Raw genomic sequence first — 21113 nt, 5'->3', positions numbered from 1 at the left:
TGAAGTGATCGACCGGTATGGTCTTTTATCACTTTTCTTCCTGCATCTCCTTCAGCATCCCGATCAGCACATTTCTCGTATATGCACCCGGATGTTTCCTGTCTTCCGGATCCAGCTCTTTAATATTGATCGGTTTTCCGTAATAAACGGTGATATGGGACGGAGTGATGAACGGAAAATGCTTTTCCAGAACTTCCGCAGTACCTGTCATCGCCACCGGGATCACCGGACAGCCGGATTTTTCCGCGATCTTCAGGCTTCCCTCTTTAAACGGAAGAAGCTCCGTGATATCTTCGTTCGTATTTCTCGTTCCTTCCGGGAAGATCCAGATGGAGATACCATTTTTCACCTTCTCGATCCCCTGAAGGATCGTCTTTAAACCTTCCTTGATATTTTTTCTGTCCAGGAAGAGACAGTTCACGTTGGCCATCCAGGTTCTGAGGATCGGGATCTTCTCCATCTCCTTTTTCGCCACAAATCCGAGCAGCGTCGGAACCGTCGTATAACCGGTCAGAATGTCAAAATAGCTTCTGTGGTTTCCCACATAGAGGACTGCTGTGTCCTTTGGAATATTCTCCTCACCCTTTACGGTGATCGTCACACCCGCAAGCTTTAACAGACACCGGAACACTGCCCGGACAACCCGGATCGACTCCAGATCTCTCGCATGCGGATCTTTTTTTCCAAGTGAAACCTGGGCCACCAGGAACGGATAACTGACGATCAGAAATCCGACCAGAACGACCAGGACCATAATCAATCGAATCATAAGTACAAACCTCCCTTGTCTGATCACAGCCGTCATTTTCCGCGGCTGTCTCTTGTTTCTTACTCTTTTCTGTCTTTTGCGCGCCCCGGAAATTCCGCGGACGTTCACACAGAACGGCGTGTGTTCCGGGTCACATTCCCGGGCACATTCTTTTATCCGGGACTCCCTTTTTTTCGTACACTTTAAAGAGTTACTGTGTTGAGGTTCATATGGATTTATTATACCGAATATGACCTTCATTTGCAACTCAAATACAGGTGAAATCCATCTCAAATCCATCTCAAATTGTAACTGTTCCGTACACTTCGGCCGGTGCTGAACGTGTGCCACTGGCACACAGCCCCTACGGCAACGGGCTTTTTGTCTTCCGGCCTGTCAGATACTCAAACAGGAGACCGGTCCCGAACCAGAACGGAGCGAAGTCCAGGCGGATCACCCCGTTGATCTGAAGCATTCTTCCGGTATAGTCCCATGGGCAGATCCCGAATCTTCTTAAAAGTGATCCGGTGAGATACTCCGTCAGAAAGATCAGCACCATATCAAGGATCCCATGGCGAATGATCCAGTCCCGCACAGAGATTTCCCCGAAGTCCCCGATCCACGCGTCCACTCCTCTTCCGATCGGTCCAAGCAGCACTCCCAGCCCATAGATCGGAAACATGTAGAGGGATGTTCTTCCCATCATTTTCCAGTCCCCGGCCGCAAGACTCTCCGCGGATGTGAGCAGGATCTCGAGTCCCCATCCGGTCAGCCCGCAGATGATAAAATTCTCCACATATTTTCTCCGGATCCCTGTCCGGGATCTCCCTATTTTTTTCGGTTTTCTCCGGCATTTCTGATTCCATTTATTCATGGAATCAGTATTGGTGATTTAAAGATGGACTATGCAGATTGTCTGTTGCTTTTCACAGGCAGAATTTTCCGGAGTGAAAGTTTGCCGATGCTGACGCTTTTCCCGCCTGCGGTTCATCTTCCTGCTGGTTTCTCACACATACTGGTTTTTCGCGCTGTCATATGCGTAATCGATCGACGCCATCGCCTCGTCCACCGTCTTCCGGTCCAGATCGAGAGCCCGGCAGAGCTCATCCATGTCCGGATAAAAGTCCCGCAGCTGGGTGTTCAGGTAACTCAAGAGCATCACGGGATCTTTTGGAATATTTGCCATCTGACTCTTCTCCTTCCTTTACTTTCTGATTCCTCCTGTGTTATACTATAACCCATATGTGAGATGATTGCAAACGAAAGGGGATTTTAAAATCATGAAACACCTTCTGCTGCTCGGAACAGGGGGAACCATCGCCTGCAAGAGAGGCGAAAACGGTCTGACACCGCTTCTTACCGGTGATGAACTGTTGTCTTATGTACCGGATGCAAAAAAGTTCTGTGAGGTGGAGACCATCCAGGTCTTAAACATTGACAGCACAAATATGCACCCGAAGCACTGGCTGAAGCTTGCTCAGGTTCTGGAAGAGAATTACGACAATTACGACGGCTTCGTGATCTGCCACGGAACGGACACGATGGCGTACACAGCTGCCGCCATGTCCTACCTCGTCCAGCACTCCAGCAAGCCGATCGTCATCACAGGCGCCCAGAAGCCGATCGACCTTGATGTGACGGATGCGAGGACCAACCTTTTAGACAGCCTGCGATTTGCCGCTTCCGACCGTGCTCACGGCGTTACGATCGTATTTGACGGAAAAGTGATCGCCGGAACCCGCGGAAAGAAAGAGCGCAGCAAGAGCTACAACGCGTTCTCCAGCATCAATTTCCCGTATCTCGCTGTGATCCAGGACGAGCACATTTTATACTATATCGACGATAAATGGCAGGACCGCGAGAGCGTCCGCTTCTACCACGAGATGGACAGCCAGGTCAGCCTCTTAAAGCTGATCCCGTCCATGGACTCCAGCCTGCTCGACTATATGGCGGAACATTACGACGCAGTCGTCATCGAATCCTTCGGTGTCGGCGGACTTCCGTCCTATGAATCCGGCGATTTCTACAGCTCCATCGAAAAATGGATCTCCATGGGAAAAGTCATTGTCATGACCACCCAGGTCACCCAGGAAGGCAGCAACATGTCTGTCTACGAAGTCGGCCAGAAGATCAAAAACGCCTTCGGTCTCATCGAATCCTACGATATGACCCTGGAAGCCACAGTCACCAAACTCATGTGGATCCTCGGCCAGACAAAAGACCACGACAAAGTCCGCGAAATGTTCTACGAGACGATCAACCATGATATTTTGTGGAATACAGGGAGACGGTAGATTACCGTGACTTTAAAAATGTATTTTAAAAGGGCATATCGGACAGGATTTTCTCCCATCCGATATGCCCTTCACTTATCACTTTCTCTTCCCGTTCAATATCTTTGAATTTCTTACAGCCTCTTATACCCCAATCTGGGGCAAAACATCCTATCATCCTCATAAAATTAAGGTGCTTCTGTGTTTTATTCCGCATCCTCCGCCAACGTATACGGAGTAACCTGGTAAACATAATAATTCAGCCAGTTCGTATACAGCGTGTTCGCCATATTTCTCCACAGGAGCGGCGGAACCGAGAACGGATCGTCGTGCTCGTAGTAGTGGAGCGGAAGTGCCGGATTCAGACCTTTGTTGAGGTCACGGTGATACTCATTGTTTAAGGTCATGCGGTCGTACTCCGGATGGCCCTGGACGAAGATCTGGCTGCCGTCCTGGTTCATCACGAGGAATACGCCTGCCTCGTCGGATTTCGCGAGGATCCGGAGTTCCGGATGCTTTAAGATATCCTCCTCGCGGACTTCCGTGTAACGGGAATGCGGGCACTTGAAGTAATCATCAAAACTTCTCAGGAGCGGAACCCGCTTGTCCAGCGCCTTCTGGGTAAAGATACCGGAAAGCTTCTTTTTCATCAGGTGCTTCGGGATTCCGTAATGATAATATAAGCCCGCCTGCGCGCCCCAGCAGAGATGCATCGTGGAGGTCACATGCGTCTTGCTCCACTCCATGATCTGCGTCAGCTCCGGCCAGTAGTTGACCTCCTCATACTCCATCAGTTCCACCGGTGCTCCGGTGATGATCATTCCATCGAAATGTTTCTTGCGGATCTCCGGGAAAGTCACATAGAATTTATTTAAGTGGCTCGCGGAGGTATGCGTCGACTCATGGGTCGACATCGTCATGTACGTACATTCCACCTGCAGCGGGGTGTTGGACAGCGCTCTGAGAAGCTGTGTCTCAGTGTCCTCCTTTAACGGCATGAGGTTTAAGATCAGGATCTCCAGCGGACGGATATCCTGGCTCTGGGCACGATCCTCATCCATGATAAATACGTTCTCACTCTCAAGGATCGCTCTTGCCGGCAATCCATTCTGTATTTTAATCGGCATTTTTTTCCTCTCCTATCATCTTCAGGAAATCCTCTTCGGAAAGGATCGGAATGCCAAGTTCTCTTGCCTTCTTATTCTTTGACGAATTGGATGTCACATCATTATTGATCAGATAACTGGTCTTCGCAGACACGGAGCCTGCGGCTTTTCCGCCGAGAGACTCGATCTTCTCCTGCAGTTCCTTGCGGTTCGCAAAATGTTCAACGGAGCCTGTGATCACGAAAGTCTTTCCGGCCAGCGTCTGTTCCTCATTTTTCACTTCATTTTCAAAAGTCAGATCCGCCAGCAGATGATCCAGTATCTCATTGTTCTTATCATTCTTAAAGTACTTCACCCACGCATCCGCGAGCACACCGCCGATCCCGTCGATGGAGCAAAGCTCCTCCGCGTCGGCCCCGCGCATGGCGTTCAGGTCAAACTCGAAATGGCGGCAGATCACTTTCGCATTCGCAAGACCGATCCCCGCGATCCCGAGTCCAAAGATCAGCCGCGGCAGCGTCGTATGGGACGCAGTCTTCGCCGCCTGAATAAGATTCTCATAGGATTTCTCCCCGAATCCCTCCATCGTCACGATGGCATCGCGGTGACGGTCCAGATGGAAGATATCATCGAATTCATGGATGAATCCCGCTGCGATAAACTTCTCCAGCGTCATCTCGGAAAGTCCGTCGATATTCAGCGCATCCCTGCTCACAAACAGGTCAAAGCTCTTGATCTTTTTCGCCTGACACTCCGGATTTGTGCAGTAGAGGGACTTCACATCATTCACACTGCGGATCTCCGTCGCCCCGCCGCAGACCGGACAGATCTTCGGGATATCACGGACGCCGCTTCTTGTCAGGTTGTCCGAGATCTGTGGGATGATCATGTTCGCCTTGTAGACCGTAATCCTGTCCCCGGCCCCCAGCTCCAGTCCTTCCATGATACTGATGTTATGGACACTGGCGCGGCTCACCGTCGTTCCCTCAAGCTCCACCGGTTCGAACACGGCGACCGGATTGATGAGTCCTGTTCTCGACGCACTCCACTCGATGTAGGAAAGCGTTGTCTCCTGGATCTCGTCCGCCCATTTGAAAGCGATGGAATCCCTCGGGAATTTCGCCGTCCGCCCAAGCGACTGTCCATAGGCGATATCATCATAAAGCAGTACAAGACCATCCGACGGGATATCGTAATGTTCGATCTTCTCCGCAAATCCGCGGACTGCATCGGAGAGTGTCTCCGCCGTCACCTCCACGAACTCGACCGTCTCAAATCCCAGGCCAGAGAGCCACAAAAACTGCTCTTTTCTCGAATTTTTAAAGTCAACGCCCTCCGCCCGCACCAGTGCAAACGCCATAAAACGGACGTTTCTGGATGCCGTGATCTCACTGTTCAGCTGGCGCACGGAACCGCTGCAGAGATTTCGCGGATTCTTGTACTTCGCATCCACATCTGCGATGGAATCGTTTAACTTTTCAAAATCTGAATAGCTGATGACCGCTTCCCCGCGCAGGATCAGCTGACCCTTATACGGGATCGAGGTCGGAATATTGATAAACGTCCGGGCATTCGGCGTGATCACCTCGCCGATCTCGCCGTTTCCGCGTGTAACCGCCTTCGCAAGGACCCCGTCCTCATATGTCAGGACCACAGTCAGCCCGTCCATCTTCCAGGACAAAAGTCCTTTCTGTCCGCCGAGCCATTCCCGGAGCTCGTCAACGCTTTTCGTCTTATTCAGAGAAAGCATCGGCCGCTCATGGCGCTCTTTCGGAAGTTCACTTAAGACTTCATATCCGACTTTCTGGGTCGGACTTCCGGCAAACACCGTCCCTGTCTCCTGTTCCAGTTTCAGGAGTTCGTCGTAAAGCCTGTCATATTCGAAGTTGCTCATGATCTCGCGGCTCTCCTGATAATAGGCTTTCGATGCCTCAGAGAGAAGCGGGATCAGCTCCTTCATCCTCTTGATCTTGTCGTCCATATTTTATGCTCCTTGCGCTCCGGCGCACCCGGTTTCCAGCTTTCCGGGGATGCGGGGGCTTTCTTTTCCGGCTTCTTTTCGCTGTCCTCGCGGACATTTCTCCAGACCTTTCCGGTTCCGCTCTTTTTCTCGAACGGCTTTCTCTCACCATTTTTTACAAACGGTTTCCTGTCGTTCTTCTTTCCCTGATATCCGGAGCGGGCTGTTTTTCCGGCCGCTTTTGCCGGATCCACCAGTTTTCCGATCTTCGCAGCTTCTCTCGCCGGAAGATTCGTCGAACCTTCCACCAGTTTCATCAGATCGCTCAGCTCTTTTTCCGTCAGCTCCCGGTACTCCCCGCGCTTTAATGTACCCAGCTGGATGTTCATGATACGCACGCGTTTCAGATTCATCACATGATAATCGAGCGCACGGCACATCCGGCGGATCTGTCGGTTTAATCCCTGCGTCAGGACGATATGGAACGTGTGGCTTCCGGTCTTCCACGCGCGGCATGGCTTTGTCGTCACGTCGAGATCCTCAATGCGGACGCCTTCGCACATCTGCTTTAAAAATTCTTCCGTCACCGGATGATCGACAGCCACCGCGTACTCTTTTTCATGCGCATTTCCGCCGCGCAGGATCTTGTTGACGATATCTCCCTGATTTGTCATCAGGAGAAGTCCCTCGGAATCCTTATCAAGACGTCCGACCGGATAGATCCTCTGGGGATAGTTTAAAAACTCGACGATATTTTCTGCATGATCCTTATCCGAAGTCGTGCAGACGATCCCACGGGGCTTATTTACGATCAGGAATACCGGTTTTTCCTTCTCTCCCACCGGCTTTCCGTCACAGACCACCTTCTGTCCCGGGCGGATCTGCATTCCCATCACAGCAACTTCACCATCCACCATGACTTTTCCATTCTCCACAAGCCGGTCTGCCTCTCTTCTCGAGCAGACGCCTGCATCACTCAGATATTTATTTAAACGAATCGTTCCTTCCAATCTACTTCTCCCTTTTATTCATAATTTATGATCCAAAATTTATCCTTTCGCCCATTATATCGTTTCTGAGGGGCGAATGCAAGAAAAAAACGCCTGTCAGTCCGGGACATTTCCCAGATCTGGCAGACGCTTTCCTGTCTCACTGCCCCGGTATCCCAGGACATCAGAAAATGCATCTGATAGGAATCGAACCACTGATATATAACCTACAACCACCGATAAATGCTGTGTTTTTAGACCACTGGTGTTGATTTGACCATAAATTTGACCATAACAACGTCAAACTGAATGGAAAAGAGGTGAATTATCAGATGCGAATCAAAAAAAATACCGATACACATCTAAGCAGATGCTGCCAGACCAGTCAACTGCTTCTCAACATTGTGATCCTCTTATTTTTAGCTCCCCTATTATGTAATACGCTGTACGATCTGCGGCAGATAGCCGCCGATTTTCCGGCACAGCTGCGCACCGCAGTCCGCCATTACATTTATAGCGAATAGCCACAACTACATCGCAGGCAAGGGTGATATCCCCGTCCAGTCAGCCCACACAGGCTCACGCCGTGCTCCGCGCACGAGTGATCCTGTCCGGGCATCCTTCCCGGGGAGGCGCTCCAAAGTCCTGCTCATTTTAGAGGGTGACCATGACTTTGCACCGCCAGGCCAGATACGTCGCCGGTAAAACCTGCAACCATCTGGCCAAGGGCGGAAACCGCCCTATGGAACCCACCCTTGCCTGCGATCAATGCATAATATGAGAGGTATCACATGAAATCTAAAACTAAAACCACCTACATCGGATTTAAGTGCGCGCCGGAGCAGAAAGAACAGATTATCTCCAAATGCAGAAAATATGGTCTCTCCATGTCCGAATTTATCCGGGTCTCCTGCGTCCGCAGCTCCATCAATATCATAAGTGGAATCCCAGAGCTTACGATTGAACTTTCACGCATTGGAAAAAATTTTAACCAGATCGTGCGAGCCGTCTATCTGCATCCGCAATCTCTGGAAGCAAGTGAGCTTGCCAGGATCGCCGATGATCTGGACGCAATCAAAGATCTTATCACAGAATTGAAGGAGAATACGATCCATGCCGATCATTAAGATCTATCCCAGTAAGCGACCAGTCCGGGGAATCCTGCAATACATTACCCGCGGTGATACTGTCCCGGAGGAACTGATCCGCACAAACGGCTGTGACATTCTGGATGCTGAACAGGAATTTTCCGATATCGCGCGTTACTACAATAAACCCACAGGTGCCGGAAACCGCACCTACTACCATATGATCGTCAGCTATAACACGACATATGAGAAAATCAGTCCCGAGGAAGTCCGCGACATGGTTAAGGACTTATGTCAGCGCACAAAAATTGACTGTTATCAATGGTATCTTGCGGTACATACTGACCGCCCAGATCACATGCATGCGCATGTTGTCATCAATAACGTCAGCTACCGCGGCGATCGTAAACAGCATGTTAAGGCTGGGAAAAGCTTTCAATCAACGGGAAAACTACGCCATGAACTGATGGAAAAAGGGAATGTCATCTGTAAAGAACACGGATATGAACACAGCCTGGTCAACACCAAAAGCAAAGCCCAGGAACGTCTGACACGGGCGGAGCTTGCACTTGCGGCTAAAGGGGAAATCAGTTGGAAAGACAAGCTGAGAAACCAGATTGAATACGCAAAGGAACAGGCATCCAGTAGCAGCGAATTTATCTGGCTTATGAAAGATAATTTTGGTGTCACAGTACAGGAACACAAAAATGCATACCGATATATCCCGGAATTTTTTACACGGAAAAATGCAGCATCGCCCAAGCCATGTCACGAGCGGCGTCTGGGTGGAGACTACACGAAAGAAACAATTGTCAACTATATCGAAAGAAAGGCTAAACATTATGACAACTATAAAAAAGAAAAGAGCCTCGTTCGCGGAGACCTTGCAAAAGCAGATGAACGCACCGTCAGCCGAACCTATGAACAAGATGACAGCAGAGAGCGATAATTCTTCGCCCTGCATCCGGCTGCGCAAAAATTTTGATGACCTTGATCCGCCCCAGACACCGGAGCAGATCCGCCAGACTGCTAAACGAGACAGGCTTAAGAGTGCTATGCTTTTAAATCTCAATAAAAATGCTGAGCATGCCAAAATCATGAAAGATCTTGAGACCCCTGTTTCAAAAAAGCAAGAAAACATTCCTATCTCAAAAATTGTGATTCCTGCACGTTTTCCCGCCGAAAGCCCTCTACCAGAAGAACGGAAGTCATTGCTGAATTGCTTTTTTGACTTTTCCGCATTTACAGGACTTTGGATCAGTGCCTCATTGATGGTCTCTTGTAGAATCCTTTTGCTGCCAACAAAACTACATGTAAACGCTCTTTTAGATCTGGCTGCCTTAGTGCCATCTGGTATGATTACCATACAAAATATCCGTAATCTAATTGCCGGAGAACGTGACTTTACATTTCTGTCACCATTTGATCCGAAACGCCGAAACGAGCGTTCTCTCCCTCTCGTAGAACGTAAGGAATTACGACCAGCACCAAATGCTCATCTCTATCTTAACGGGAACCCAGGGTTTTTATTTGGTCGTTACGGACGGCGTTATGTTGGTAAACAGCAGAATATGGACGGACATATTATTTGCATCGGAACACCCGGAAGCGGGAAGTCCGCAGCTGTCGCAATCCCTACGTTGCACATGTGGACAGGCGCACTTTTGGCCATTGATATCAAAGGAGAGTTGTTAAAAAATGCTCCCGTACGATATAACCGCCGTGTGATGGATCCGTATAATCCGGACAGTTATGGATATGACCCATTTGAATTGTTGTATCTTGCGCCAAAGTCAGAATTTACTCATGCGCTCAATGATATCCTGTATGCGATTATTCCTGATCGGGATACTGAGGATCCATTTTGGGAACAGGCAGCGCGTCACTATCTGGCTGGTGTCTATACCTGGGCTTATCATGCATCTAAAACATTTATCGAAGCCAATCGGATCATTTACAGCACTCCCGCAGAGGAACTTGTGGATAAAATTATAAGTACCACAGAGGGTGACGCAAGAGATCACATGCAGCATTTCAAGGGTCTCTCAGATAAAACTCTCTCATCCATCATGGAAACCGTACACAATGCGATAGAGCTGTTTGCCACTGATCCGGTCGTGCAGGAGTTTTTAACACGAGAACGTACAATATTGCCGCGTGATCTATTGGAAGGTTATCAGATCTATTATGAATTGCCGGAATCCAGACTGCAAAACTGGTCTCCTCTAACTGCCATGATTATCAACCAATTTTTGCATGCGATGACCGAATTTCCAGATAACAATCCTATTCGCACGCTTGTTCTATTGGATGAATTTCCGCAATTAGGGAAAGCGACTGCTGTGATTGATGGAATGGCAACACTGCGAAGTAAAGGCTGTACAATATGCTTACTGATGCAGTCATACAGTCAGTTAGACCGCACCTATGGACAAACTGCCAGAAGAGTCATTACCGACAATGCTGCTTATAAGCTTATCCTATCCGTGATGGATCCACAGACAGCGCAGGAAATATCATCCATGGTAGGACAACATTATCAGACCCAGGCTAGTGTCAGTACGCATGGATTATTATCCGACCGCCAGTATAGCAGCAGCGAACATAAACAATTAACCAATTTAATCCGACCGGAGGAATTACAAAATCTTGGGAATGAAGCGTTATTATTATCGCCTTATAGCTTTTGTAGACTTCAAAAAACATATTATTTTAGGGAGGGTTTTACGAATGTATCGGAAAATACATCTGCGCACTAATCCATATCTGATTAAAGATGGGAAATATTATCCCGAGACTAGAGACGATATCCATTTTAACTTTGCGAAAGACGAATGCTGCAAGTGCCATAATGGCACTTGCCCAATTGAAGGTCTTACGCTTGCTGATCTCTATTTTGTCAATGTCTCACCAAATCGAATCATGCCAAAAGAGTATGAACCAGACTATTGTATTGGAATGGCGAAAAAGTTGATTTGTGGAGATTATCAGTTTCCAGTAGATATACAGCTTTCAAGTCTGGACGGACATATTATCTGCTACGATGGGAGACATAGAATCTGTATCGCGCAGAAATTAAATGGAGAACATGAATTTAAAGTACCTGTGAAGGTAAACTTTATTGTAGGCTGATGATAAACGCAAAAGGGAGATGGAATCTGTTCTTCTCCCTTTTTAACATTTGATACGTTTTAATTTTATTGTTTTTGCAAAGCAGAAGAAATAAGCATTATATGGACAGCCCAAACTATACATGATATAATTTATATGTTAAAAAGACTTTTCACTTCGATATACATGCAAAAGGAGAAAATAGTATGAAGAATAAAAAACATAAGTTTATGCGTGTAGCGTCTCTTGCGCTTGCTGCAAGTCTTTCCTTCTCTACGATGACTGCGTTTGCAGACTGGAAGCAGGAGGGAAACACCTGGAAGTATCAGAATAGTGATGGCAAATATGCGACTTCGACATGGCAGTGGATCAATGGCAAAAGTTACTGCTTTGATTCCAATGGAAATATGTATGCCAATACCACAACTCCGGACGGCTATACAGTAAATACGGATGGCGCATGGACTGTAAACGGTGTTGTACAGACAAAGAATGAAACATCGAAGAAAACCTATTCTGATAATGATCAGTATCCGCTGGCACATTTGAAAGACTGGTTTGTATTAAATAGTAGGGGTAAACTGGTCTCAAAGTGGTCCATGGAATATATGTACGAGCAGCATCCAGAACTGGATGGAAAATGGAATGATAAATACAATTATAATGGGTATGCTGATTATATATATAGCAAAGCCGCAGAGTATCATAATGTTTCTCTCGCAAATAAGGGAGATATTATTGGAAAACCGTTTTACGCCGTAGCAAGATTAGCAGGGGTTGCAATGCCGGGATATGAAGCGGCGGAAAGCTCTGCTGAAACATTAGCAATTGAAAAGGAAATTAGAGACTTTTTAAACAGTTTTGACTGGAAAAATGCGTCTGATTATGAAAAAGCAGTACATATTGCAAGACGTGTAAACAAGGCTGAATATGACAACACAACGAACTCGTGCAACCTTGCATATGGATGTTTAGTTGAAGGAAAAGCATTATGTGATGGATTTGTAAATGCTGCTAATTTGCTAGCATGGTGTGTTGATTTGCCCTCAACTCCTGTGGTGGCAATTTCTGCGAACCACACATATATGGCATATTGTATCAATGGTGTGTGGTTAAGTCATGAGGCGACATCACATGATGAGTCATTTAGTATAGCAGATCCGCAAAAAGATATATATATGATTGGATCATTAAAAAAATATGGTTTGCTTGCAGATTATTGCGATCGCACCGGATACACAGTTCCGAGTAATGATGTGATCTTATCAAAACTTGCAGGACACGCAAGAGTCATCGATAATTTAGGGCGGATCACAGTAGATTTTAATTAGATTAGCGAAAAAAAAGAGAGCCTTATTTGGCTCTCTTTTTACATTAACTATTACAAAATTTTCAAATAAAAAATAAGTTAAGATATATTTATTTTCTTTCTTTTTTGATTGGCTTTTATCTTTTACTGATACGTTTAATTAATAATTTTATTAATATTATTCTTATTTAATTTTCCTTTATTTCCCTACAAAAAAACATATGTTATTTACTTAATTTTATTGTTATCTCATCAATATAGACATCCGGATCAATTGCTACATTTGCATCTAATTTATATTTTGCATTACTGGGTACTCTGATATTAATAGGTATTCCATTTAGATGTAGCAGTATAAGCAGATTTACATTTACTGGATTAATCAGTTTTGAATTAAACAACTGTGAAATGGTATCTTTACGCATATCATATCCTAAAAAATCCGAAATACAAAACGCATAAATATTATTGTTTAGTTGTTTTTCCAAATTTGCAATATATTTTCTTATAATTGCGTTTTCTTTATTCCTTAAATACGTAACACAAGCCACATATATCTTATATGTTAATTCCGAATCATCTTTCCCGTTGTAATATTCTTGAGTCCTACGTTTGGGTAATAATAACATATCTATCATAATTTTCACCTCCTTTGTTTTTAACGCTCTAAATGTGCTTGTTATAGCTTCTTGCAGACTATCTGTCAGTTCTCTCAATTCCATATGTTTTCTCCATGGAAACATATGTTAATTATTGATTCGGGATCCGGTATATTGAAAAGGGAAACAACAAAAAAGGCCATAATGCTTCCTTTCAGCACTATGACCCATACTCCATTTACACAACGAACAATAAACTATAATTAGTATAGCATATATCTTATCATTTGTCATGCATTTTTTTGCGTTTTTTTCAATATTTTTCTGCATTTTTTTACATCCTTTTTTGAGGTAAAACATATATACTAACATCATAAGCAATGCATTGTTTATAAAAAAAAGGAGAAAACGATAACGTTATCCAAAAAACAAAATGCAATTTATAATGAATAATAGACTTTACGATTCCGCATCATCAACAATGATCGGCGAGAACTGGAACGGTAAGACTGGCTTAACCTGCTATTGCGAAACCTTATATCGTAAGGATAACGGTGAATACTGGTTACATATTGTCGGCGGAGCTATGACAAGTCTTGCTCGACCTACCGGTATTAACAATCTGACCGGCGGTGAAAAAATTGTATCCCTTACTCGAGAAGAGGCACGTCAATGGTGTGAGCATAACCTGGATGCTGAGACCTATATCTCTATCTGGGGTACACCAGAGGAGTAATTTGCTAAACCGTCCCGGATACGCCATCCGGGACACCTCCAAGGAGGAATTTTTTGTGAAGAATAACTCTTTAACTAAAGATGCCCCAGATATCCCCCAATATCTGAACCAACATGATCTCCAACATATTTTCGGGTATGGCAGAGATAAAATGCGGCGTTTTCTCAACTCTGGTCTCCTCCCCGCTGTCAAGATCGGTAACAACTACTATATCTCTAAACAGCAGTTAGATGACTGGATGACAAAAAACGCCGGAAAAGAGTTAAACTTTTAGTTGCTTGAAGTGATGCGAAAATGCTATAATGACCACAATCAATACAGTGGTCTGATACATGGCATTATCGCATCATCGAAAGCGAGGACAACCATGAGCAAATCAGCAACCACAAATAACACAACAAAAAGATATGATGGAGAGGGCACGATCAACCAGCGCAAAGATGGTCGTTGGGAATACCGGGTATCACTCGGAAAAGTCAATGGGAGGTATGCTTATAAGAGCTTCTACGCGCCGACTGAACGCGAGTTAAAGAAACTAATTAAGCAGTATAACTCTGATCGTCAGAAATACCTCTGCGAGGCAGATAAGACGCCATTTTGGCAGCACGCTGAGCATTGGATGCGCGTTTATAAGTTTCCCAACCTTCGCGGCAACTCAATCGACCGCCTTGAAACGACCTATGAAGTGCATATTAAACCAGCCTTAGGCTTTCTCCCTCTCACGCAGATCAACAGTGATGATATCCAGATGCTGATCAACGCAAAAGCTCAGGAGCTGAGCTACTCGTATATTAAAAAGATCTACGAATTTCTCAACGGATTTTTCAAGTATGCGAAGCAGCGCGGTATCATCACCACGAATCCCTGTGACGCTGTCATCGTCCCAAAAGAGGAACATGTTGCCGTTAAGACACGCGAGATTGATATTTTGACTCCAAAGGAAATATCAAAGTTCTACGCCTTTAACAACAAGATTTTCAAGAATGACAATCAGTTTTATAAACATGTCCCAGCCTATCTCTTTCTCCTCAACACCGGGATCCGGTGCGGAGAAGCGATCGCGCTTGAATGGAGTGACATTGATTTTGAGAACCGCATATGTCGGATCAATAAAAATTTCACACTTGTAAAGAGCCGTGATAAAAATTGGAATGCTGGAAAGCGTCAAAAACTGGTCAGTGAGACAAAGACCGCCGCAGGTGTCCGGGAGATTCCATTAAACGACAGAGCTGTTGAGATGCTGGAACAGATCCAGAACTACAACAGGAAACGAGGAATCGAAACTCCTTATGTGATCTCCACCGACTCCGGTGCACAGATCTCCGAGCGATCACTATTCCAATCTCTGGAATACGCCCTGGGAGCCGCTGAGATCCATCATATCGGACTGCATGGACTTCGCCATACATTTGCTTCTACTCTGCTCCGTAAGGGCGTAGATATCGCCGTTGTGAGTAAGTTATTAGGTCATCGTAACGTGACCACAACTTACAACACCTATATTCACATCATTGAAGAGCAGAAACGAAACGCAATCAAAGCGATACCATCCATTTAAACATGCGGGTTTCGGGCAAAAAGTTTGACCCAAATTTGACCCAAAAGTTGACCATGAATCTGACCACAAAAAGTGCAGTCAGAACCAGTCAAAAACAGTCTATATCAGTCTATTCCGGTTTCCATGTGGATGCATAGAAAAATCCCGCAAACCCTTATTTCAAAAGGTTTACAGGATTCTAACCGCCCTGGCTTCCCAGGGCATAAAAAAATGCATCTGATAGGAATCGAACCTACGCACGCGGCTCCGGAGGCCACTGCTCTATCCACTGAGCTACAGATGCATCTCTAATAGTATACAATAATTTTTTGATTCATGCAAGGGGATGAGAATTATTTTTTTGTATATTTTTTCACTCAATTTTTCTAAACTAAGGATGCATGCGTCCTGGCACCTTCCGGAGTCCCGCGCGGTCGCTTACGATGATCTGCATCTTCGCATGAATGCGCGGCAGTTCCAGGTGCACTGCTTTTCCATTTCCCGGCTGCCGCGCTTTTCATATTTTTAATGCTTTCTTGAAAACAGATAGTAGGACGGAGTACGGTTTGCGCAGTCCTCTGCAAGAACTTTCAGGCTGCAGTAAACAAAGCCATCTACGGCTCTCGCTTTTCCATCCCTGCCCGGCTCCTCATATTTTCCTTCTTTATAGGACGGATCCAGAATGCACGCCTCATTGTCATCGGCCGATACAACGAGGATGTAATGTCCTCCATGAGTGAACACCCCGGTATACCCTTCCCGGTCTCCGCCGGAATTTGCGATGGCGAGTCCGCCTTTTGCCAGGTGCGCCTTCAGTTCATTCAGATCACTCGTTTCCCCATAATTCAGGTTAAACCTTTCCGCAACGACGGGGCCCAGGATCTTCAGGCTCGTTCCGATCTCACGGTTCGCGCCAACCTCATTGGATAATTTCAGGCAGTCTGTGAGTTCATAGGTTGACAGAGTCAGCGCATCCACCATCATGCACAGACAGCTCGGTCCGCAGCCTGCTGCAGCCACATTCCGCTTCTCCTCCGGCACTCCGCCGTGGTCCAAATTATGTTCATAGGGGATATCTCTGTGTTCTAACTGATTGATATATTTCATTACAACTGCTCCTTCCGATTGCCGCATGCACCATGCTTTTGATTTTCCTATCGTACCACCATAACCTTAAAACAACAAGATATATTTTTATTTCCCGGCTGATGTCCGAGCCTTTTGCAGATGATCACCGATTTTCCCCATATTCCTTCGCGCCTCATTGATTTTTCTTCCCGATTCTGCTACAATGGCATGGAACTTTTTGATAAAGATGCCAGACAGGAGATAGAGAAATGAATGTAACAGATTTTAACTTTGAACTGCCGCCGGAACTGATCGCACAGGATCCGCTTGAGGACCGTTCTGCTTCCCGGCTGCTTGTATTAGATAAAAAGACCGGAGAAATGGAACACCGTCATTTCCGCGATATTCTGCATTACCTGAAAAAGGGCGACTGCCTTGTTATCAACGATACAAAAGTTATCCCGGCGCGTCTCATGGGACATAAGGTCGGAACAGATGCCGGAATCGAAGTTCTTCTTTTAAAGAGAAAATCCGACAATGTCTGGGAAACTCTTGTAAAGCCAGGTAAAAAGATGAAGGTCGGTGCAGAAGTATCCTTCGGTGACGGACTTTTAAAAGGAAAAGTCATCGATGTCGTCGATGAAGGGAACCGCTTGATCCAGTTTGAATATGACGGGATCTTCGAGGAGATCCTCGATAAGCTTGGCCAGATGCCGCTCCCCCCGTACATCACGCACCAGTTAAAAGATAAGAACCGCTATCAGACTGTATACGCGAAGCATGAGGGCTCCGCAGCCGCCCCGACAGCCGGTCTGCATTTCACAAAGGAGCTTTTACAGGAGATCGAGGACATGGGAGTTAAGATCGCTCATGTAACACTTCACGTGGGTCTCGGAACCTTCCGCCCGGTAAAGGTCGATACCATCGAAGATCATCACATGCACTCTGAATTCTATATCGTAGAGGAGTCCGAGGCAAAGAAGATCAACGATACCAAGGCAGACGGCGGACGTGTGATCTGCGTTGGAACCACAAGCTGCCGTACCCTGGAATCTGCAACCGGCGATGACGGGATCTTAAAGGCTGGAAGCGGCTGGACCGAGATCTTCATCTACCCGGGATACAAGTTTAAGATCCTGGACTGCCTGATCACAAACTTCCATCTTCCGGAGTCCACGCTTGTTATGCTCGTATCCGCTCTCGCAGGACGCGAGCATATCCTGAATGCGTACCAGGAAGCGATCAAAGAACGGTATCGTTTCTTCAGTTTCGGAGATGCAATGTTTATTCATTGACCAATGATGTCAAAGATCCCTGTGTGACTTTCCGATCACACAGGGATCTTTTTGGGTTACAGCAACCTTTTTTGTTCTCCGGAAAATTTTCCTGCTCTCCTGCTGCAGGGCACCCGGCTCTGTCAGAGCACATCCTTTTTCCAGAGAATCCAGAATAACGATCAATCCAACGGAAATACCACAGTAAGCAGCATCTTGAAATCTTCTTTTGCAAACACTGCATGCGGTTTCTTCGCCGGCATAACGAGAACATCTCCGGCTTTGCAGATATGTTCCACACCGTCTACGGTGAACTGACCGACGCCTTCGATCACATGAACCATCGCATCGCCGGTAGAATCGTGCGTGCTGATCTCCTCACCTTTGGAGAACGCAAACAATGTCAGACTAACTGCCTTATTCTGGGCAAGTGTCTTGCTGACGATCTGTCCCGGTGCTGCTGTGATCTGAGAAGCAAGGTTTAAAACTTTTTCATGGTCGATATTTTTGATAAAAGCCATTTTTCTTTTTCCTTTCCGTCCGGATCTTACCATGATCCGTCTCTTAAACTGGATCAGTCTTGCCGGATTCCAGGGGCAAAGATCTTTCTGTGGGCAGACTTGCATCAGAGTTCTAACTTTTGCCCCCTGGGATTATATTATTGCTATTTTACCACGATATCTTCCTTTTGTATGTTGTAAATACAACATTTTTTCGTTCGAGTGTCAATTTCAGGGGGCAATTCTTGTGAATCATCACGATTGATTTTCGAACTGGATTTCGATAGAATACACCTATCCTTTTATTTACGCGAACAACGAGCCAAAGTCCGCGCTTACGCGAGACCTTGGCGACTGTCGCGATAACAAGTGAAAACTCGCGAAGCGTGTTTTCACTTGTTTTACATCCGTAACGGTCCAATCCTTTCCTTACAGAAATTTCCATCGGCAGCTTCTTCCCGATGTCTGGCCACCAACCTGTAAACTCCGGGACCAGCTTCATCCCCTGGATCCGTCCGGCTGGATCGTTACACACATTCTATTCTTACACGTCACAAATATCAAATCTATGAATCTGAAAACACATCAGGAGGTATTACAATGAACTACGAAGAATTCTGTGCTGCACTGCGGGAAGAGCTTTTTAACATGCTTGACACCGGCTATTCCATTCACCGGGAACACGTTCTGAAAAACAACGGGGTCGTCCTCGACTCCCTGGCTCTCTTAAAAGCAGGAAAACACTGCTCTCCCGTGATCTCCCTTGAGATGCTGTACGAACAGTTTGAAAAAGGACATTCTATGTCCGAGCTCTGCGATTACATGGTATCGATCACTGATACGGAACTTCCGCTCTCCGTGGCGGGTCTAACTTCCCTGAACCATTTTGAAGATTTCCGGGACCGGATCACCTGTCGTCTCGTCGCCCAGGATAAAAACGAGGAACTTTTAAAGACGATTCCCTGGATCCCCTGCCTTGATCTCGCGGTCATCTTCTCCCTGGTCATAGAATCTGAAGGGGAAACTCAGATCAGCTCCGTCATCACAAACGTGGTGTCCGCGTCCTGGAACTTGACGCCGGAAGATCTTTTTTCGCTTGCAGCGGAAAATACTCCCCGAATCTATCCGGCAAATTTCCGGCGCCTTGAGACAGTGATCGAGGAATACTTCCCCGGTTCCATCGATTTTGTTCCGGAAGACTGCCCGGTTCCGACGCTCTATGTCCTTACCAACAGTTCCGCTCACCACGGAGCCGCCTGCGTACTCTATCCGGACAAATTAAAAGACCTCGCGGATGCGTTTGGGAAAGATCTTCTCATCCTTCCCTCCAGCATCCACGAGGTCCTGATCATTGCTGATTCTGAAGCTTTTACGGAACGTGATTACCATGTCTTCTGCAATACGATCCAGAATGTCAACCGCGAGTCGATCCTGCCGGAAGACTTTCTCTCTGACCATCTGTACCGCTACCGCAGAGAAACCGACCGGATGGAGATCTACGCTGACAACTCCGAAGCTCTTTTGTAGATCCCGCCTGCCGCACGCCTCCCACAAAGCTTCCAACAAGCTCACCGCCTAATTTCTTCTCGCATGACTTCCTTCATGATAGAGATGTACGAGATTTACGACAGAATCTGTAATAAAGATCGCCAGGGCGATCGCTCCTGCGGTATGAAGTGTTGAGATCAGGTAATGCGTGGAAAGCGCCTGATCTCCCTGGATCAGATAATATACAGTCCGGTAAATCCCTGCTCCCGGAACTGTCGGAAGGATTCCCGCGATCAGGAAAACCGTCACCGGAGCTTTCTTGATCCTTGCCAGGATATGACTTAAAAATGCCATTGCAAGGATCGAAAAAAACGTTGCCTGAAGAGTGGAATGTGTCAGGTTATTGATCACCAAATACGCCCACCAGGCGAAACCGCCGGAAAATGCGGCATATGGTAAAAATCGCTTTGGAGTTTCCGTCAGGATCGAGAACATCGCGATCGCCCAGAACGCACTGAATACCTGTATGATCATAAAAGTCCTCCTTCCAGACTGCGTGCAGCGACAAGTCCTGCTCCGACTCCAAATGCTACCGCAAGTCCCACAACGATCGCCTCGAGGATCCGCGCAGAACCGGCAGCATAATCGCCGTTCAATGTATCACGAATCGCCGTCGTAAACGTCACCCCGGGGACAAGAGGCATAACAGCGCTGACAATGATCGTATCAGAATTCAGCCCCGGATAGGAATGACAGACCGTCATGGCTGAAAATGCCAGCACAAAGGCGCCAAAGGCATTAAAACAGAAATCGTTGAATTTCAGCGCCTTTCCGATCCAGGCCGCGACCGCAAGGCAGACACCGACTACGATCGATGCCAGAAAGTCTCCAAAGGATCCGCCGAACATGGGGGCAAAAAACGCCGAAACCCCAACGTACCCCAGTCCCTGTGTCAGCCAGTCATACTGGATCGTCTTCGGTGACTGGATCTCACGCAGCTGTCTCAGCGCCTCCTCCACGGTGATCTTTCCCTCACAGAAATGGCGCGACACATCATTCACCAGACAGATCCGGTTGATACTTGTACACCGGTCCGCGACACGTTTGACCCGGGTCAGCGGTTCCTTATTCGGATCGCTTAACGTGACAAAGATTCCTGTTCCATATACGATCGTCTCCGTCTGCTCATACTCGGAGCGTTTCAACATATGGTTCATAGTATCTTCCACTCTGTAGATCTCCGCGCCGCTGACAAGCATGAGCTCACCTGCCAGCACCACGGCCTCAAGCAAAGTTTTTTCGTTCATCTGTTACCCCTTTTACCCCT

The 21113-nt window shown here is 46.7% G+C and carries 21 protein-coding genes and 1 tRNA gene; 10 read left to right on the top strand and 12 right to left on the bottom strand.

What is annotated here, in order from left to right:
- Positions 1 to 28: 28 nt before the first annotated feature.
- The 3 genes from ACI3EW_RS05105 to ACI3EW_RS05095 form a co-directional block, all read right to left on the bottom strand.
- Positions 29 to 769: a lysophospholipid acyltransferase family protein gene (locus ACI3EW_RS05105; protein WP_405580477.1), complete on the bottom strand. Its 741-nt coding sequence runs from the start codon at positions 767 to 769 to the stop codon at positions 29 to 31.
- Between the two features lie 343 nt (positions 770 to 1112).
- Positions 1113 to 1544 carry a putative ABC transporter permease gene (locus ACI3EW_RS05100; RefSeq protein ID WP_329751604.1) on the bottom strand — a complete coding sequence of 144 codons (432 nt, stop codon included), beginning with the start codon at positions 1542 to 1544 and terminating at the stop codon, positions 1113 to 1115.
- A 210-nt stretch (positions 1545 to 1754) separates the two neighbouring features.
- Positions 1755 to 1934 carry a DUF4250 domain-containing protein gene (locus ACI3EW_RS05095; RefSeq protein ID WP_118604958.1) on the bottom strand — a complete coding sequence of 60 codons (180 nt, stop codon included), beginning with the start codon at positions 1932 to 1934 and terminating at the stop codon, positions 1755 to 1757.
- Between the two features lie 94 nt (positions 1935 to 2028).
- Between ACI3EW_RS05095 and ACI3EW_RS05090 the strand changes: the two genes are divergently transcribed.
- The gene (locus ACI3EW_RS05090) at positions 2029 to 3042 is read left to right on the top strand and encodes an asparaginase (RefSeq protein ID WP_118529377.1); all 1014 of its coding nucleotides are present in this window, start codon (positions 2029 to 2031) and stop codon (positions 3040 to 3042) included.
- 185 nt (positions 3043 to 3227) lie between these two features.
- Here the strand turns inward: ACI3EW_RS05090 and metA are convergent, their stop codons facing one another.
- The 3 genes from metA to ACI3EW_RS05075 are packed head-to-tail and all read right to left on the bottom strand — an operon-like array spanning position 3228 to position 7097.
- Positions 3228 to 4148 carry a homoserine O-acetyltransferase MetA gene (metA, locus tag ACI3EW_RS05085; protein ID WP_118529376.1) on the bottom strand — a complete coding sequence of 307 codons (921 nt, stop codon included), beginning with the start codon at positions 4146 to 4148 and terminating at the stop codon, positions 3228 to 3230.
- On the bottom strand, positions 4138 to 6108 hold the full coding sequence (gene ligA / locus ACI3EW_RS05080) for an NAD-dependent DNA ligase LigA (protein ID WP_405580472.1): 1971 nt from the start codon (positions 6106 to 6108) through the stop codon (positions 4138 to 4140). Before ligA ends, metA begins: the two co-directional genes overlap by 11 nt.
- The gene (locus ACI3EW_RS05075) at positions 6084 to 7097 is read right to left on the bottom strand and encodes a pseudouridine synthase (protein WP_346011257.1); all 1014 of its coding nucleotides are present in this window, start codon (positions 7095 to 7097) and stop codon (positions 6084 to 6086) included. The genes ligA and ACI3EW_RS05075 overlap by 25 nt, the downstream gene beginning before the upstream one ends.
- A gap of 770 nt (positions 7098 to 7867) precedes the next feature.
- Here ACI3EW_RS05075 and ACI3EW_RS05070 point away from each other — a divergent pair.
- From ACI3EW_RS05070 to ACI3EW_RS05050, 5 genes are all read left to right on the top strand, one after another.
- Positions 7868 to 8203 (top strand): plasmid mobilization protein, encoded by a 336-nt coding sequence (locus tag ACI3EW_RS05070; RefSeq protein ID WP_117515436.1) that lies wholly within the window; start codon positions 7868 to 7870, stop codon positions 8201 to 8203.
- On the top strand, positions 8190 to 9113 hold the full coding sequence (locus ACI3EW_RS05065) for a relaxase/mobilization nuclease domain-containing protein (RefSeq protein WP_118529373.1): 924 nt from the start codon (positions 8190 to 8192) through the stop codon (positions 9111 to 9113). Before ACI3EW_RS05070 ends, ACI3EW_RS05065 begins: the two co-directional genes overlap by 14 nt.
- Positions 9085 to 10923, top strand: coding sequence for a type IV secretory system conjugative DNA transfer family protein (locus tag ACI3EW_RS05060; RefSeq protein ID WP_182426710.1), 1839 nt, complete (start codon positions 9085 to 9087; stop codon positions 10921 to 10923). Before ACI3EW_RS05065 ends, ACI3EW_RS05060 begins: the two co-directional genes overlap by 29 nt.
- Positions 10895 to 11296: a hypothetical protein gene (locus ACI3EW_RS05055; protein ID WP_117515430.1), complete on the top strand. Its 402-nt coding sequence runs from the start codon at positions 10895 to 10897 to the stop codon at positions 11294 to 11296. Before ACI3EW_RS05060 ends, ACI3EW_RS05055 begins: the two co-directional genes overlap by 29 nt.
- A 185-nt stretch (positions 11297 to 11481) precedes the next feature.
- The gene (locus tag ACI3EW_RS05050) at positions 11482 to 12606 is read left to right on the top strand and encodes a hypothetical protein (RefSeq protein WP_405580465.1); all 1125 of its coding nucleotides are present in this window, start codon (positions 11482 to 11484) and stop codon (positions 12604 to 12606) included.
- Positions 12607 to 12808: 202 nt separating this feature from the next.
- Here the strand turns inward: ACI3EW_RS05050 and ACI3EW_RS05045 are convergent, their stop codons facing one another.
- Positions 12809 to 13306: a hypothetical protein gene (locus ACI3EW_RS05045; RefSeq protein ID WP_405580462.1), complete on the bottom strand. Its 498-nt coding sequence runs from the start codon at positions 13304 to 13306 to the stop codon at positions 12809 to 12811.
- A gap of 668 nt (positions 13307 to 13974) precedes the next feature.
- Between ACI3EW_RS05045 and ACI3EW_RS05040 the strand changes: the two genes are divergently transcribed.
- Together ACI3EW_RS05040 and ACI3EW_RS05035 are read left to right on the top strand one after the other, a co-directional pair.
- Positions 13975 to 14193 carry a helix-turn-helix domain-containing protein gene (locus ACI3EW_RS05040; protein ID WP_243022180.1) on the top strand — a complete coding sequence of 73 codons (219 nt, stop codon included), beginning with the start codon at positions 13975 to 13977 and terminating at the stop codon, positions 14191 to 14193.
- A gap of 93 nt (positions 14194 to 14286) precedes the next feature.
- A complete protein-coding gene (locus ACI3EW_RS05035; protein WP_182426709.1) occupies positions 14287 to 15477 on the top strand; it encodes a tyrosine-type recombinase/integrase in 1191 nt (396 codons plus the stop codon).
- A 211-nt stretch (positions 15478 to 15688) separates the two neighbouring features.
- Here ACI3EW_RS05035 and ACI3EW_RS05030 read toward each other — a convergent pair.
- Together ACI3EW_RS05030 and ACI3EW_RS05025 are read right to left on the bottom strand one after the other, a co-directional pair.
- Positions 15689 to 15760 (bottom strand) — tRNA-Arg (locus ACI3EW_RS05030).
- A gap of 221 nt (positions 15761 to 15981) precedes the next feature.
- A complete protein-coding gene (locus tag ACI3EW_RS05025) occupies positions 15982 to 16563 on the bottom strand; it encodes a cysteine peptidase family C39 domain-containing protein (protein ID WP_117503506.1) in 582 nt (193 codons plus the stop codon).
- Positions 16564 to 16793: 230 nt separating this feature from the next.
- Here ACI3EW_RS05025 and queA point away from each other — a divergent pair, with 230 nt between their 5' ends.
- Complete coding sequence (gene queA / locus ACI3EW_RS05020) at positions 16794 to 17819, top strand: tRNA preQ1(34) S-adenosylmethionine ribosyltransferase-isomerase QueA (RefSeq protein WP_118529368.1); 1026 nt, start codon at positions 16794 to 16796, stop codon at positions 17817 to 17819.
- A 161-nt stretch (positions 17820 to 17980) separates the two neighbouring features.
- On the opposite strand, the gene ACI3EW_RS05015 is transcribed toward queA, so the two are convergent.
- On the bottom strand, positions 17981 to 18319 hold the full coding sequence (locus tag ACI3EW_RS05015; RefSeq protein ID WP_118529594.1) for a cupin domain-containing protein: 339 nt from the start codon (positions 18317 to 18319) through the stop codon (positions 17981 to 17983).
- Positions 18320 to 18898: 579 nt separating this feature from the next.
- Between ACI3EW_RS05015 and ACI3EW_RS05010 the strand changes: the two genes are divergently transcribed.
- Positions 18899 to 19825: a DUF5688 family protein gene (locus ACI3EW_RS05010; protein ID WP_405580455.1), complete on the top strand. Its 927-nt coding sequence runs from the start codon at positions 18899 to 18901 to the stop codon at positions 19823 to 19825.
- A gap of 48 nt (positions 19826 to 19873) precedes the next feature.
- Here the strand turns inward: ACI3EW_RS05010 and ACI3EW_RS05005 are convergent, their stop codons facing one another.
- Together ACI3EW_RS05005 and ACI3EW_RS05000 are read right to left on the bottom strand one after the other, a co-directional pair.
- Positions 19874 to 20320 carry a threonine/serine exporter family protein gene (locus tag ACI3EW_RS05005; RefSeq protein ID WP_118298788.1) on the bottom strand — a complete coding sequence of 149 codons (447 nt, stop codon included), beginning with the start codon at positions 20318 to 20320 and terminating at the stop codon, positions 19874 to 19876.
- Positions 20317 to 21093, bottom strand: a complete 777-nt coding sequence (locus ACI3EW_RS05000; RefSeq protein WP_118529365.1) for a threonine/serine exporter family protein — start codon at positions 21091 to 21093, stop codon at positions 20317 to 20319. Before ACI3EW_RS05000 ends, ACI3EW_RS05005 begins: the two co-directional genes overlap by 4 nt.
- Positions 21094 to 21113: the final 20 nt, after the last annotated feature.

The sequence above is a fragment of the Pilosibacter rotomagensis genome (assembly GCF_045062245.2).
Classification (GTDB): Bacteria; Bacillota; Clostridia; order Lachnospirales; family Lachnospiraceae; genus Pilosibacter.
The sequence above is the reverse complement of the archived record's forward strand: the minus strand, read 5'-3'. Positions and strand labels throughout refer to the sequence as shown.

What these genes read in the sequence shown, in the direction of transcription:
- ACI3EW_RS05090 (WP_118529377.1), top strand. Translation starts at nt 2,029, where the DNA reads ATGAAACACCTTCTGCTGCTCGGAACAGGGGGAACCATCGCCTGCAAG.
- ACI3EW_RS05035 (WP_182426709.1), top strand. Translation starts at nt 14,287, where the DNA reads ATGAGCAAATCAGCAACCACAAATAACACAACAAAAAGATATGATGGA.
- ACI3EW_RS05015 (WP_118529594.1), bottom strand. Translation starts at nt 18,319, where the DNA reads ATGGCTTTTATCAAAAATATCGACCATGAAAAAGTTTTAAACCTTGCT.
- ACI3EW_RS05050 (WP_405580465.1), top strand. Translation starts at nt 11,482, where the DNA reads ATGAAGAATAAAAAACATAAGTTTATGCGTGTAGCGTCTCTTGCGCTT.
- ACI3EW_RS05070 (WP_117515436.1), top strand. Translation starts at nt 7,868, where the DNA reads ATGAAATCTAAAACTAAAACCACCTACATCGGATTTAAGTGCGCGCCG.
- queA (WP_118529368.1), top strand. Translation starts at nt 16,794, where the DNA reads ATGAATGTAACAGATTTTAACTTTGAACTGCCGCCGGAACTGATCGCA.
- ligA (WP_405580472.1), bottom strand. Translation starts at nt 6,108, where the DNA reads ATGGACGACAAGATCAAGAGGATGAAGGAGCTGATCCCGCTTCTCTCT.
- ACI3EW_RS05005 (WP_118298788.1), bottom strand. Translation starts at nt 20,320, where the DNA reads ATGATCATACAGGTATTCAGTGCGTTCTGGGCGATCGCGATGTTCTCG.
- ACI3EW_RS05000 (WP_118529365.1), bottom strand. Translation starts at nt 21,093, where the DNA reads ATGAACGAAAAAACTTTGCTTGAGGCCGTGGTGCTGGCAGGTGAGCTC.
- ACI3EW_RS05045 (WP_405580462.1), bottom strand. Translation starts at nt 13,306, where the DNA reads ATGGAATTGAGAGAACTGACAGATAGTCTGCAAGAAGCTATAACAAGC.
- ACI3EW_RS05010 (WP_405580455.1), top strand. Translation starts at nt 18,899, where the DNA reads ATGAACTACGAAGAATTCTGTGCTGCACTGCGGGAAGAGCTTTTTAAC.
- ACI3EW_RS05095 (WP_118604958.1), bottom strand. Translation starts at nt 1,934, where the DNA reads ATGGCAAATATTCCAAAAGATCCCGTGATGCTCTTGAGTTACCTGAAC.
- ACI3EW_RS05060 (WP_182426710.1), top strand. Translation starts at nt 9,085, where the DNA reads ATGAACAAGATGACAGCAGAGAGCGATAATTCTTCGCCCTGCATCCGG.
- ACI3EW_RS05065 (WP_118529373.1), top strand. Translation starts at nt 8,190, where the DNA reads ATGCCGATCATTAAGATCTATCCCAGTAAGCGACCAGTCCGGGGAATC.
- metA (WP_118529376.1), bottom strand. Translation starts at nt 4,148, where the DNA reads ATGCCGATTAAAATACAGAATGGATTGCCGGCAAGAGCGATCCTTGAG.
- ACI3EW_RS05105 (WP_405580477.1), bottom strand. Translation starts at nt 769, where the DNA reads ATGATTCGATTGATTATGGTCCTGGTCGTTCTGGTCGGATTTCTGATC.
- ACI3EW_RS05055 (WP_117515430.1), top strand. Translation starts at nt 10,895, where the DNA reads ATGTATCGGAAAATACATCTGCGCACTAATCCATATCTGATTAAAGAT.
- ACI3EW_RS05025 (WP_117503506.1), bottom strand. Translation starts at nt 16,563, where the DNA reads ATGAAATATATCAATCAGTTAGAACACAGAGATATCCCCTATGAACAT.